Source organism: Vallitaleaceae bacterium 9-2, assembly GCA_038396585.1.
In the GTDB taxonomy this organism is placed as follows: Bacteria; Bacillota; Clostridia; order Lachnospirales; family Vallitaleaceae; genus UBA1351.
In genome coordinates this window covers 609,173-622,430 of the sequence record CP121691.1, presented here as the reverse complement: position 1 = coordinate 622,430, position 13,258 = coordinate 609,173, and the positions used below count along the sequence as shown (strand labels likewise).

Here is a 13,258-nt window from a genome sequence, read left to right as displayed (position 1 = left end):
TCAAAAATCACGTCAAAATAATGACATACAAAAGTTGACACTCTAGAAAGCGAGGAAAATATGATGCATATAGAAACACAATGTTTACATGAAGGGTATACCCCACAAAATGGAGATCCACGCGTCGTTCCAATAGTACAAAGCACAACCTACAATTATGATTCTACCGAACATATTGGAAAACTCTTTGACTTAAGCGCCGCTGGACATATGTACTCACGCATTTCAAATCCTACCGTTGCTGCTGTTGAGAGTAAGATTGCAGCTCTTGAAGGTGGTGTTGGGGCCCTTTGTACAACCTCCGGCCAAGCAGCAACGATGATTAGCTTGCTGAATATCTTAAAATCCGGCGACCATTTTATAAGTACAACCACTATCTATGGTGGAACTGTCAACTTGTTTGCTGTGACAATGAAACGCTATGGCATTGAATGTTCATTTGTTGACCCTGAAGCAAGTGATGAAGATATTCAAAAAGAATTTCGTCCAAACACACGTGCTGTCTTTGGTGAAACTTTAGCTAATCCAGCACTTGCCGTCCTTGATATTGAGCGCTTCGCAACAATTGCACACAACAATAATGTTCCATTAATCATCGATAATACTTTTGCCACACCTATACTATGTCGTCCTTTTGAATTTGGCGCTGATATTGTCGTTCATTCGACTTCAAAATACATGGATGGTCACGCTGTTCAACTTGGCGGAGTTATAATTGACAGCGGCAAATTTAATTGGGCTAATGGAAACTTTCCAGAGTTTACAGAACCCGACTCTTCGTATCATGGCGTTATCTATACAAAAGATTTTAAAGAAGCCGCATATATTACAAAAGCTCGTGTACAATTAATGCGTGATATCGGCGCCTATCCTTCAGCAAATGCTGCTTTTTTATTAAATTTGGGCCTTGAAACCCTTCCTATACGCATGGAACGCCATTGCGAAAATGCCGAAAAAGTCGCTTCATACCTTGAAGCATCTATACATGTTGAATCAATTAATTATCCTCAATTAGCCAGTGATCCACAGCATCATCGAGCAAAAAAATACTTATCCAAAGGTTCCAGTGGTGTAATTACTTTTTCAATCAAAGGAGGAAAAGAAAAAGCCATCCGTTTTATGGATAGCTTAAAACTTGCATCAAATGTTGTTCATGTCGCTGATATTCGAACCTGCGTCTTACATCCTGCAAGTGCAACTCATCGCCAGCTGTCTGACGAACAATTAATTGCTGCCGGAATCACACCAAGTATGATTCGTCTTTCTGTGGGACTAGAAAATGTGCAAGATATCATCGATGACTTGGAACAAGCATTTAATGCATAAACACATGCACTGTCTAAGTTTGCTAAGAGGTCATATAACCTCTTAGCGACTAAAAGACAAAAAACGCTTTACTCAGTATATTCACTAATCGTACTTTCACTAAGATTAATCTCATATTCACGTACTGCATCACTCTCCAAGCTGATGCGCATTGTTGCATCATCTACTGCGATAATTTTTAAAATCGTATCATTAATACTCTCAGGCAAGGTTGTTACACTATCATATTTTCCTGTTCCAAGACTAAGTTCTAAGAGTTTATCGTCTGCAAAAAAGTAAAAAGTATCTTCACGTAGACTTCCCTCAATAATCGGTCCGTTATAAAGAACTTTATACGTGTTATCCGATAAATCTAAAAACCCTATTCCCGCAGAAAATTCTTCGCTAAAAGGTTCCCAACCATTTGCTTTTAAATACACACGTTGTCCAAATTGTACCAAAGTCTCATAATAACTATTTCGACCACCTTTATGAATCAACTGACGTTTTCCACTTCCATCTTCCGAATATATATTGGTCATATATTCGTATACATCTGTTCCTTGGGTTAAATTTGATTGTGGCAAAAGCTCATGCTCTTGATAATAGGTCACATTGTCATTATCATAAAGGCCTTCCCGGCGAATCCCTTCACTTTCATATGCTGACGCATCATCTGTAGCCTCTGTCGCTTCGCTATTGTTTTCATCCGTTGCTTCATTTGTATTGTCAACTTTTCCATTCATATTGATATGACTTGCCGATGGCATGATCCATGTATCCTCATACCCATACAGTGTATATTGAAATGTTGTCTTTTCTCCATTTTCTAATGTTACATCCATTGTATACCGCTTAATGCCACTTCCAATTGTTTCTAAAACCTTAATAGAATCCAATGACTTTCCCAAATCATACTGCATAAATAAGGTGTCGCCAACAGCTTTTCCCGCTTTATCCGCGCTCTTTTGATGAATAAGCGAATCTTCATAAGATACATAGCTGGATGTTAATTCAACAAAACGTTCACCTTCGTCATCAATTGATACGTTGTTATCTTTTATAACCATCCCCGGTTTTAATTGCGCCGAAGTGCTAATACGATAGACATATCCTTGGCGATCAACCGCTCTCCAATAATCTTGCTCTTTTTTAATAATCACTAATCCGGATGTATACTCTTGTTCATCTTCTGGCGCAGTTAAGTCAAGAATTTCTCCTTCATAGGATATCGTCGTCGATCCCCCTTCGCTTATCTGCCCCTCTTCATCCTCCGGCGTCACTTCTTCTATGCCTTCGCCCTCTGGCTCATCGATATTCACATCTTCTTGTCCTATTGAATCTTCTGTATTATCTACAGCATCTTCTGGATTATTAACAACATCGTCTGATCCATTGTCAGCAACATTGACCTCAACTTGATCTTGTCCTTCTTCATGTGTAATATTTTTATCGTCTGAATTACATCCTACAAGCAGCAATAATAAAATAAAGCTATAAAAATAAATTTTAATTGTTTTCATCATTATCCCTCCATCTTTCTATTTAAACTATCATTACTATTGTAACGTATCTCAAGAGAAAATACATTAGAAACGTATAAAAAAAACATCAGATGTATACATCTGATGTTTTGCGATTTACGTCGTAAATGACGATTAAAGTGAATTAATGTTTTCAGCTTGAGGACCTTTAGGACCTTGAGCTAAATCAAATGTAACTTTTTCGCCTTCTTCTAAAGTTTTGAATCCGTCTTTGTTGATTTGTGAGTAGTGTGCAAACACGTCCACTCCGTCATCACCAGTAATAAAACCAAAACCTTTGTCTCCATTAAACCATTTTACAGTACCATTCATCATATTCGTTTCCTCCGAAATTTTATTTCCTTAATATGTGATTCTAAAAAAAGCTTTACAAAATTTCGGTGATTCGAAGTACGCACTGTATAATCTATCATCTAATCTTTCATGAAAATTCTTTTTATCCCTCAACTAAGGTTCTGCATAACTATAGCATACATTTTCTAAAAAAGCAAACTTTTTTATTTTTTATTTTTTTTGCCTATTAAGTACATCTAAGAATGCACGACCATATTTTTCGAGCTTAACATTCCCTACACCATTAATTCGGCGAAACTCTTCCGCCGTTGAAGGCATTTTTCTAACCATCTCTTTTAATGTTGTATCTGGAAAAATAATATATGCTGGGACCTTCTCTTTTTTTGCAATAGTGTTGCGTAATTGCTTGACCTTAGCAAAAAGCTCTTGATCTAATGGTCGATTAATCGTCTTATCCTTAGAATGCAAAGGACTAAGTGATAATGCCTCTTCATTTTTAACCGGCATTTTAAGTTTTGTTTTTCCCTTAAGTAGTGCCTTAGATTTATTTTTTACTTTTAAAATAGCATACTGGCTATGAATATTATCGATAAACCCTTGGGCGATTAAATGTTCAATTCGATCGTTCACCTCTTTGATCGACATATCTTCCAACAATCCATAGGTGGATATTTGATCGAGTTGATTCTCCAATATTTTTTGGTTACGGCTCGCACGCAAAATATTAACAATCATCGTTGTTCCATACTTTTGCTCTGTCCGTAAAATACATGAGATGATTTTTTGAGCATCCACCGTAATGTCGACTTCCTTAGAAATCGCTTTACAGTTACTACAATTTCCACAATAACTTTCCGATTTCTCTCCAAAGTAGTTTAGCAGATTTTGTCGAAGGCAGTATTTTGTAAAGCAAAAAAAAGTCATTTTCTTAAGCAATTCAAGCTCTTTTTCTTTGAGTGCTTTTATTGTTTTTGCATCCAGCTCTATACCTTCTTCTGTAGGAATTTCTGATTTTTCAATAATAAATTGGTTTGTTCGAACATCTTGCCCACTGTAAAAAAGCAAGCACTCTGCTGGCTCTCCATCGCGTCCCGCACGACCGGCCTCTTGATAGTAACTTTCCAAATTTTTTGGCATGTTATAGTGAATCACATAGGCTACATTGGATTTATCAATCCCCATACCAAATGCATTTGTTGCTACAATAACCGGACATCGGTCATAGATAAAGTCATCTTGGTTCCTATGGCGTTCGACTTCTGATAATCCTGCATGATAGCGTGTTGATCGAATGCCTTCCGCTTGGAGGCGTTCATTGACATCCTCAACATTTTTTCGCGTAGAGCAATAGATAACTCCTGATTTATCTAAATTTTGTGTTACATAATTTATGGTCGCTTTGAATTTGTCATGAGGCTGTTCTACATGAAAGTATAGATTCTTCCGATTAAATCCTGTTATCATTAAAAAAGGCGTGTCTAATTCCAACTTCTCTATGATATCTTCCTTTACCTGGGTCGTTGCGGTCGCTGTAAATGCTGATATAATCGGACGATTGTTTAAGCGTTTGACAAACTCCGGAATCCTTAAATAACTTGGCCTAAAATTATGCCCCCACTGAGAAACACAGTGCGCCTCATCTACGGTAATCATAGTAATATGCATTTGATTAGCGACCGTAATAAATTGTTCATTGAGCAAGCGTTCCGGTGCAACATAGATCATTTTGTATTCGCCCGCTTTCGCCCCTTCAAGAATATATTCATACTCTTGATAGGACAAAGAGCTGTTAATATAGGCAGCTTTTATGCCTGATTGGACTAAGGATGCAACTTGATCTTTCATCAAAGAGATTAATGGCGATACAACAATTGTCGTGCCTTCAAGCATCATTGAGGGCAATTGATAACATAGTGATTTACCTCCACCTGTCGGCATGATTCCAAGAACATCGTTACCTGCCAGAATATGATCAATAAGATTTTCTTGTCCTTCGCGAAAAGACGACAACCCAAATATATCCTTCAATACTTCTGTTTTTTGCATAAAAACTCCACTTCTTTATTGTAAACTAAGCCATTCGATAAGTAATTGCACTGTATTTTGCAATCCCTCTTCATGGGTTCTCTCCATGGTATGTGATGCATGTACCCCCGGTCCAATAAGCGCTGCCTTAATATCATGACCACCTGCAAGTGCTGCTGATGCATCTGAACTATAGTAAGGATATACATCCAATGCATATGATAGATTATTGGTTTTTGCCACCTCAATCAATTGATTAACCATGCCATAGTCATAGGGTCCACGACCGTCTTTTACACATATGGAGACATCTTTTTCTGTACAGCTTAAGTCATCCCCTATCGCTCCCATGTCAATAGCCAGCAATGTGTCTATGTCTTTAGGAATATAGGAAGAACCATGCCCTACTTCTTCATATGTAGATAGCATAATCGTCACATCACGATATAGCTGCACATTATGTTGATGTAAATAATGCATTAATCCTAACAAAATGGCAACCCCTGCTTTATCATCAAGATGTCGCGACTTAATATAGCCACTCTTAGATTCTGAATATCTTGGATCAAAGCTAATGTAATCTCCAACTGTAATTCCTAGCGCTTCTACCTCTTCTTTTGTCGTGACCGCTTCATCTAAGCGTATCTCCATACATTCTTCTTTTCGTTCCATGGACCTAGCATCTTGATAGACATGCACTGAAGGTTTCGTACTAAGTATAGTTCCTGTAACAGTTTTTTTATTGCGCATATGAATTGTGCAATATTCTCCTTCAACCGATTGCATCATAAAACCGCCCACACTCGTCATGCGAATTTTTCCGTCCGGCTTTATACTGCGCACCATGGCCCCTAATGTATCTACATGCGCTGTTAACAGCACACCTTTTTTATTCTTATTATTATCTGGATGACATGGAATATGAATAATGCCATTACCTTTTGCCGTCATCGAGCAATCAAATCCTAGTCCCTTTGCCTGTTCAAAAATATATTCAAGGACCTCTTGACAATATCCGCTTGGACTTGGGATATTAATGATGTTTTTTAGTATTTCTTTTGTATAGTTTAATGTAGTATTCACAGTATTTCCTCTCTATTTCGCCCATTTTTCACGACTGACTTTTTTTAGTTTTAATCGTTTATTTGATTTTTCTTTTAGCAAAGTATATACAACTGAAAATAACGGAATAAAAATGAGTATTCCCGTAATTCCCATAAGACTACCTCCGATAGTTACCGCCATTAACACCCACATCGAAGGAATCCCTATTTTATTGCCTACCACAAATGGATAAATAAGATTACCTTCAATCTGTTGCAAGATGATAAAGACAATCAAAAACCACAATGCTAACATCGGATCGATAACCACCATTAAAAAAGCTCCGATAGCGCATCCAATAAAAGCTCCTACAATTGGGATTAACGCCGTTACAGATATTAAAACACCAATCAATAATGCGTAGGGAAATTTAAACACGCTAAGTGTTATCCAAAAAAGAGTTCCTAAAATAATAGCTTCAAGTACCTGACCCGAAATAAAATTAGAAAACGTTCGACTAGATACCTCCATCACATGAACGATTTCATCGGCTTTGTCTTCTTTGAAAAAACCATACACAATTTTCTTGCCTTGTCGTTTGAGATTTTCTTGTTCAAAAAGTACATAAATCGCAAAAACCACTCCGATAAAAATACTTAAAGTTCTTGCTGCAACACTTGAAATAATTCCCACTGTTGAGTTAAAAATACTGCCGGCTCCATAAGACAAAAACTCCAAACTATTTTTTAGCATCTCTTGCCAATTGATATTACTTAAGTTTGCATTAACCCATTCTTCCAATAGGGGCACATAATGAAAATAAGGCTCAATCCATGCTTGTAAACGTCTAAATTGAGCGGGTGCCCTGGATATTAATGTATTAACCGCTTCCACCATTTCCGGTATGACAAGAATGATAATAGCAAAAATGATACCTGTCAATAAAATAAGGGTCATCAAACAGCTAATGATTCGTTGCACTTTAATGGATTTAATCCAGCGACTCAATAATTTTTTTTCAAAAAAGCGCATTGGCACGTGGAGCACAAAAGCGATGGCCGCTCCTAGGGTAAACGGATAGAAAATCCTAACAATGTATCCTCCTATTTGTAGCACAATCTCAATATTTAAGACAGCTACAAGCACGATACCAAAAAATAAAATAAGTTCCATAATTTGCTTTTTACTTAATGATTCTCTCTCCATATTTTCCTCCGTAAATTTACTCATGTATGTATTGTTTTAGAATTTGATCGTGTGGTAATGGTTTTTCAAAATAGTATCCTTGAATCTCATCACACCCTAATTCTTGAATCACATCTTTTTGCGTTTTTGTTTCTACACCTTCCGCAATGACTTTTATATTTTTAATCTTTGCCAATCGCACAACTGAAGCCACAATGGTGCGATCAAACGCATTGATATCAATATTGTCAATCAGCTCTTTAGCTATTTTCAGTCGATCCATCGGAACATTTTTCAAATAAAACAGCGAAGAATATCCGGTTCCAAAATCATCAATTGCGATTTGAACGCCAAACTCCTGAAGTATTTTTAACACGTTAATAATCTCTGTGTTTTGTTCTAATTGAATACTCTCTGTAATTTCGATTTCTATTTGATGTGGGTTTACATGATACTTCCCAATAATTGTTTGAAATTCTTTAATAAAGCTTTTTTCAATCAGTTGCTTAGCCGAAACATTAATCGATATCTTATAAGCTGCCGTTGATTTTTTATCCCATTTTGCTAATTGGCTAATCGCCTTTTCCATTACCCAATAGCCTATAGGTATAATCAGCCCTGTCTCTTCAGCAATCGGAATAAATTCTGCTGGTGAAATAAATTGCCCATCGTCATGCTTCCAACGTAGCAAAGCTTCAAATCCATTAAATGCCTCTGTTCTTATATCATACTGTGGCTGATAATGAAGGCTGAATTCATTTTCATAATCTGCTTTTTTCATCCACATTTCAAGCATATGTTTACGATATACTTCTTTGGCTAAGCGTTGATCAAAAGCCATTATTTTGTTGACCCCGTGAAGATGTGATTGACTAATCGCAATATCCGCATGCTTTAACAGTTCTTCTTGGGTTTTGGCGTCAAAGGGGTACATCGCAATTCCAATGTTTAATGTGATATGAAAATCAAAACTGTCAATATAATAATTACCCTGGCACCATTTTAATAAACTCTCTGCCATTTGAATATTACTCTTATACGTATAGGTTCCACTACGGTATATTATGAAGGAGCTATTCTCAAAAACTGCCACGGCGTCATACTTTTCATGCGGATAACTTTTTATCCTTTGTCCAATACTTTTAAGCAATTTCTTACTTAAATCTACACCAAAAAGGGTTTGATAGTTTTTGAATTTATTGACTTCAACAAGAAAAACCCCTACACTTTTTCCTTCTTCACACACATCCATCGCTTTTTCAAGTTTTTGCGTAAAATGTCGTTGGCTTGGTAGCCCTGTGTCAGCATCTTCATTTAACAAACGATTCAATTCTTCTGTTCTTTTTTTCACTCTGGCTTCAAGTGTTTGATTAACTTCTTTTTCTTTTTCTAAGAGTTGTTCCCGATACATATTGCGCTGAATGTATATCGAAAAAACTAAAAAAAGCAAGTCAATAAGTAGAAGGATTAAAATATACTCAAGGACGAAGCCTTGATAAATAATCAAGATGAATGAAGCAAAAAGCAAAAATATACCTTTTATCTTTATCCCTTTGATATCCGAGTACTCTTCCTCAACAACCTGTGGGTTAAGCATTATTTCGTTCGTATCGGATGTCTTAAATGTTGCGCCTAACATGATGAGGATAAAGGATAAAACATATAGCCCATCCAAAAGTGAGTTGGGCCTATACAATCCATTATAATATTGATAATAAAAAACTAAATCGGAAAAGATAAATAAGACAATACCAGAAAGAACGACACGCAAATAGGTCGGAACTACCTTTTGACCAATGGAGAAAAACCAAAGACTAATCCAAATGACACTAATCAAGTCAACAATCATAAGACCTAACATGACTCCGTCATTTAAAATCATTGTAATATTTAATTGTTCATGCGCAAAAATGACCCACACCACAATCGTAAATGTCGACGAAATAGCCAATGCATCGATAAGTACCTGAAAACCATGCCACTTTTTTAGTTCATGAACTTCAAAAAAAGCAATGGCAATAAAAAAGCAAATATTCGTTAATCCATAACCATTTTCTATCCATGTATTTAAGGGGTCTAATTTAAATATAAACGAATAAATAGCCCATAATATATCAACAATTCCCCAGCTAAAAATGCCGAGCGCAATACAAAGCATCCCTTCACGTATAAGAAGATGTCGATTTTTTCGATATAAAAACTTATACACAAACAACGCCGCCATAAACGTTACAATAGGTGAAAGTATATTCCCTAGTATGTCTATTTCCAAAAATACAACTATAAAATACGTTAAAAAAATAATAATTGTTGCTGTCCACGTAATTTTTAATTTCGCTTTTGTCATATCTTCTCCTATATTTTCTCCCATTCAAATATATCACAAAAAAGACCAATTGCATAGACATCTCCCCGCTATACTGTGCTATACTATAGAAAACCAAAGGTTAGGAGGATACGCTATGCTATATACAATTCTTGCTTATCTTAAACGATTAGCTAAAAAAATAAAGTCTGATGATTTAACTGGATTGGCTGCAGAATGCTCTTACTATCTCATTTTATCTATTTTTCCTTTTTTAATTTTTTTGTTGAGTGTCATTGGGCTGACCTCCATTGATGAAAGCATGTTGATTAATCAAATCGAAGCGCTCTTGCCTTCTGAATCTGCTTCAATTGTTCTAAATACCATTGAGTCCATAATGGAAAGCGGAAATATAACTTTATTGTCTTTTGGTATGGTCACCACGTTATGGAGTGCATTAAAAGGTATTCGCGCACTGATAAAGGGTGTAAATATTGCTTACAATACCATTGAAAACCGTCCTTTTTGGGAAACATTACTTTTAGCTCTTTTCTCAACCTTAGGCATTCCAATGCTCATTATTCTGTCCTTCTTTTTCCTTGTTTTTGGCGAAAAAATCGGCGAATTCCTATTTGGCTTTTTAGGTATCACCGGTATTTTTCAAGCACTATGGTATCAACTACGCTTTGTCTTTCCTGTATTAATGCTGATTTTTTCATTTTCTCTTTTTTATAAATTTGTTCCCAATCAAAAATTACGTTTTAGACAAGTTCTTCCCGGAGCTTTATTTGCCTCACTAGGCTGGATTAGTATTTCACTTTTATATTCCACCTATATCAATCGTTTTGGCAATTATTCTATGATCTATGGCAGCCTAGGCGGCATTATTATTCTTCTGATTTGGCTATATATTAGCAGTATCATCATTCTTATCGGCGGAGAACTTAATGCCACTATTTATCAATCGAAGTTAGAAAACTTCACTTGATGATGATATTTTGCAAATTCTATAGCTTCCTCTAATGGCATGGGTTTAGCAAAGTAATACCCTTGAATAACGTCACATCCCATGGTTTGCAATAATTGTAACTGTTCCTGGGTTTCAACTCCTTCTGCAACCACTGTTTTACCTAGGTTATGAATTATATTAATTAGGCTTTGGGTCAAATCCGCCTGTTTTTCATTTATGGTGATATCTTGAATAAAATCCCTGTCTATTTTAACGACATCAACTGGCAATAATCGCAAATAGTTTAGTGACGAATAACCTGTCCCAAAATCATCCAAGTGAATTTCAACCCCAATATTTTGAAGCCCTTTTAAGGTGTCAATGTGGCGCTCTGCCGCTTCTAAAAATACCGATTCGGTTAACTCGATAATCAATTTGTTCGGTTGCATATGGTGGGATTGAATGAGTTCAAAAAACTCTCGGGCAAAGTGTGGTCGAGTAATTTCCATGGCTGAAACATTCATCGCTACTTTCACTGTTATGCCAAGCTCTTGTTCAAGACGCTCAATACTGTAAAATGCTCGCTGATACACCCAGCGACCAATACGATGTATAAGCCCTAGTTGTTCTGCCACAGGAATAAACTCTCCCGGACTAATCACGCCTTCTCCAGGCATATTCCACCGAATTAAACCTTCAAAACTGACAAGCCCTAAGTCTGTCGCTTCAATTTGTGGCTGCAAATATAACTCAAACTGATTGCGTTCAATAGCAAAGCGGATATTATTTTGAATGCCCATAAGATTCGTCACATTCTTATCCATAAACTTGCTATAATACATTGCCTGACCTTTTCCATTCTCTTTTGCTTCATACATCGCAATATCTGCTTTTCGTATAAGTTCTTCAGCCGTTTTACCATTTTCCGGAAAAGCAACAACTCCTATACTACCTGTTACATATATTTCCTTTTCCCCTATGATAAGCATGTCCTCTAGACAATCATTAATCTGCGCTAACAAGTTTTGATGGTCAATAGGTTCCTCTGAAGAAAACCGCGCCAATACAAACTCATCACCGCCAATACGGATAACCACCGTTTCATCATCCATAAGGTTTTGCAGACGATATCCAATCGCTCTTAACACTTTATCGCCAAGGATATGTCCAAAAGAATCGTTAATATATTTAAAATTATCTAAATCAATGAAAAAAAGATAACCTGCTTTGGTATCTTTTTGGAATTCTCGCTCTAATACTTCATATAAGTATGCACGATTATTAAGCCCGGTCAACATATCTGTGTATGCCAGCTCTTTATATTTTTTTCGACTTCGCATTAATGCTTGACGGTGGTCTTCAAGTTCTTCATATTGAGCTCTTAATTCTTCTTCTTGAGCAGTTAATTCTTCATAAAGTCCGGTCAACTCATCATTTTTTTCTTGCAAATCAATGGCAGCCAAGTGTTTTCTCCGGTTATCTACAAACATTAACGCAGAGAGCATCATCATCACAAAGCCGACCACAAGTGCCGGAATTAAAAGCCAACGAATCGATTCGATAAATGGCTCAGGCGCATGAATTAGTACGGTTTCTTTGGGTAAGAGTTCTAAATCCAACCCATGCCTAACCAATACATTATAATCAATAATATACTGATTTGGGCTTTCTTTAATTATCGCTATATCTTCTACTTTTTTTCCGCCAATAATATCCATGGCCATTTGAGCCGCCAAACGTCCATGTTCAAAATAGGATACCGAGTATCCCCCAAGAAGTCCTTTGCCTTCGCCTCCAATCGTTGGAGTATAAACGACTGCATCGGTTGCAGATAGAATATTATGCACTGCTTCATCCACAGTAATGACTTGCTTCATATAATTTTCCATCATGGATAAATACATTAATGCTTGGGTGTCTTCTAGCGAACTTAATCGTTGCTCAAACTCTGTTTCCGATAATTCACTATAATTTATTCCGCTAAATATAAGTTCTGGATATTTATCACTTACTGCCATAAAATCATTATATTCGCCAATACCTGTGCGCGTATTATCATAGATGGCTATGATTTCTCTTAAATTCGGCTGTAGTCTTTTAGCCAGTTCAACATTTTCTTCGATTGACATTTGTTCATAAATACCTGTGTAATTATCCCTTTTTTCCGCCTCTAAAAGTCGATTCATATCATTGATTCCTAAGAAAATTACAGGCACATCCTTCACAAGATGTTCTTCATTGTCCATTAAGAATTGGAGGGCATTGTCATCACCGACAATAATAACATCATATGGTTTTATACTTGATAAACGATGATATAAAAAATTATAATAATTTTCATAATTAATCGAGCTGTTAAAACGCTTTGTATCCATAAACTCAAGATCATAATTAACATATTCTTCATCCAGAATACTTTTTATCCCATTGACCTGACCCGGTACCGAATCAAAGCTATAAGAATACGAACTGATATAAAGAACACGTGCGGGTGCCTGTGCCTTAACATGAATATTAAACCCAGCAGTCAGAATAAAAAAACACACAAAAACCCCTATTGTTTTGCCTGCTATTTTGCTAAACAACTCTCGCTTCATCATATAATTA

Annotated in this window: 9 protein-coding genes; 2 read left to right on the top strand and 7 right to left on the bottom strand. The window is 36.4% G+C overall.

The window, feature by feature from the left end; all coding sequences use genetic code 11:
• Window positions 1–63 precede the first annotated feature (63 nt).
• Window positions 64–1,326, top strand: coding sequence for a PLP-dependent transferase (locus QBE53_02915; protein WZL83258.1), 1,263 nt, complete (start codon window positions 64–66; stop codon window positions 1,324–1,326).
• Between the two features lie 68 nt (window positions 1,327–1,394).
• Here the strand turns inward: QBE53_02915 and QBE53_02910 are convergent, their stop codons facing one another.
• The 6 genes from QBE53_02910 to QBE53_02885 form a co-directional block, all read right to left on the bottom strand.
• Window positions 1,395–2,831 (bottom strand): hypothetical protein, encoded by a 1,437-nt coding sequence (locus QBE53_02910; protein WZL82073.1) that lies wholly within the window; start codon window positions 2,829–2,831, stop codon window positions 1,395–1,397.
• A gap of 132 nt (window positions 2,832–2,963) precedes the next feature.
• Window positions 2,964–3,161: a cold-shock protein gene (locus QBE53_02905; protein ID WZL83257.1), complete on the bottom strand. Its 198-nt coding sequence runs from the start codon at window positions 3,159–3,161 to the stop codon at window positions 2,964–2,966.
• A 192-nt stretch (window positions 3,162–3,353) separates the two neighbouring features.
• Window positions 3,354–5,189: a DNA helicase RecQ gene (gene recQ, locus QBE53_02900; GenBank protein WZL82072.1), complete on the bottom strand. Its 1,836-nt coding sequence runs from the start codon at window positions 5,187–5,189 to the stop codon at window positions 3,354–3,356.
• A 15-nt stretch (window positions 5,190–5,204) separates the two neighbouring features.
• Window positions 5,205–6,251, bottom strand: coding sequence for a M42 family metallopeptidase (locus tag QBE53_02895; GenBank protein WZL82071.1), 1,047 nt, complete (start codon window positions 6,249–6,251; stop codon window positions 5,205–5,207).
• A gap of 12 nt (window positions 6,252–6,263) precedes the next feature.
• Window positions 6,264–7,418 (bottom strand): AI-2E family transporter, encoded by a 1,155-nt coding sequence (locus QBE53_02890; protein ID WZL82070.1) that lies wholly within the window; start codon window positions 7,416–7,418, stop codon window positions 6,264–6,266.
• A gap of 16 nt (window positions 7,419–7,434) precedes the next feature.
• The gene (locus tag QBE53_02885; protein ID WZL82069.1) at window positions 7,435–9,744 is read right to left on the bottom strand and encodes a GGDEF domain-containing phosphodiesterase; all 2,310 of its coding nucleotides are present in this window, start codon (window positions 9,742–9,744) and stop codon (window positions 7,435–7,437) included.
• A gap of 115 nt (window positions 9,745–9,859) precedes the next feature.
• On the opposite strand from QBE53_02885, the gene QBE53_02880 reads away from it, so the two are divergent.
• Window positions 9,860–10,690: a YihY/virulence factor BrkB family protein gene (locus QBE53_02880; GenBank protein WZL82068.1), complete on the top strand. Its 831-nt coding sequence runs from the start codon at window positions 9,860–9,862 to the stop codon at window positions 10,688–10,690.
• Here QBE53_02880 and QBE53_02875 read toward each other — a convergent pair.
• The gene (locus QBE53_02875) at window positions 10,663–13,251 is read right to left on the bottom strand and encodes an ABC transporter substrate binding protein (protein ID WZL82067.1); all 2,589 of its coding nucleotides are present in this window, start codon (window positions 13,249–13,251) and stop codon (window positions 10,663–10,665) included. The genes QBE53_02880 and QBE53_02875 overlap by 28 nt on opposite strands.
• Window positions 13,252–13,258: the final 7 nt, after the last annotated feature.

Excerpts from the sequence above, each read along its gene's own strand:
- QBE53_02910 (WZL82073.1), bottom strand. The coding sequence starts at position 2,831 with ATGATGAAAACAATTAAAATTTATTTTTATAGCTTTATTTTATTATTG.
- QBE53_02875 (WZL82067.1), bottom strand. The coding sequence starts at position 13,251 with ATGATGAAGCGAGAGTTGTTTAGCAAAATAGCAGGCAAAACAATAGGG.
- QBE53_02915 (WZL83258.1), top strand. The coding sequence starts at position 64 with ATGCATATAGAAACACAATGTTTACATGAAGGGTATACCCCACAAAAT.
- QBE53_02880 (WZL82068.1), top strand. The coding sequence starts at position 9,860 with ATGCTATATACAATTCTTGCTTATCTTAAACGATTAGCTAAAAAAATA.
- QBE53_02885 (WZL82069.1), bottom strand. The coding sequence starts at position 9,744 with ATGACAAAAGCGAAATTAAAAATTACGTGGACAGCAACAATTATTATT.
- QBE53_02890 (WZL82070.1), bottom strand. The coding sequence starts at position 7,418 with ATGGAGAGAGAATCATTAAGTAAAAAGCAAATTATGGAACTTATTTTA.
- QBE53_02905 (WZL83257.1), bottom strand. The coding sequence starts at position 3,161 with ATGAATGGTACTGTAAAATGGTTTAATGGAGACAAAGGTTTTGGTTTT.
- recQ (WZL82072.1), bottom strand. The coding sequence starts at position 5,189 with ATGCAAAAAACAGAAGTATTGAAGGATATATTTGGGTTGTCGTCTTTT.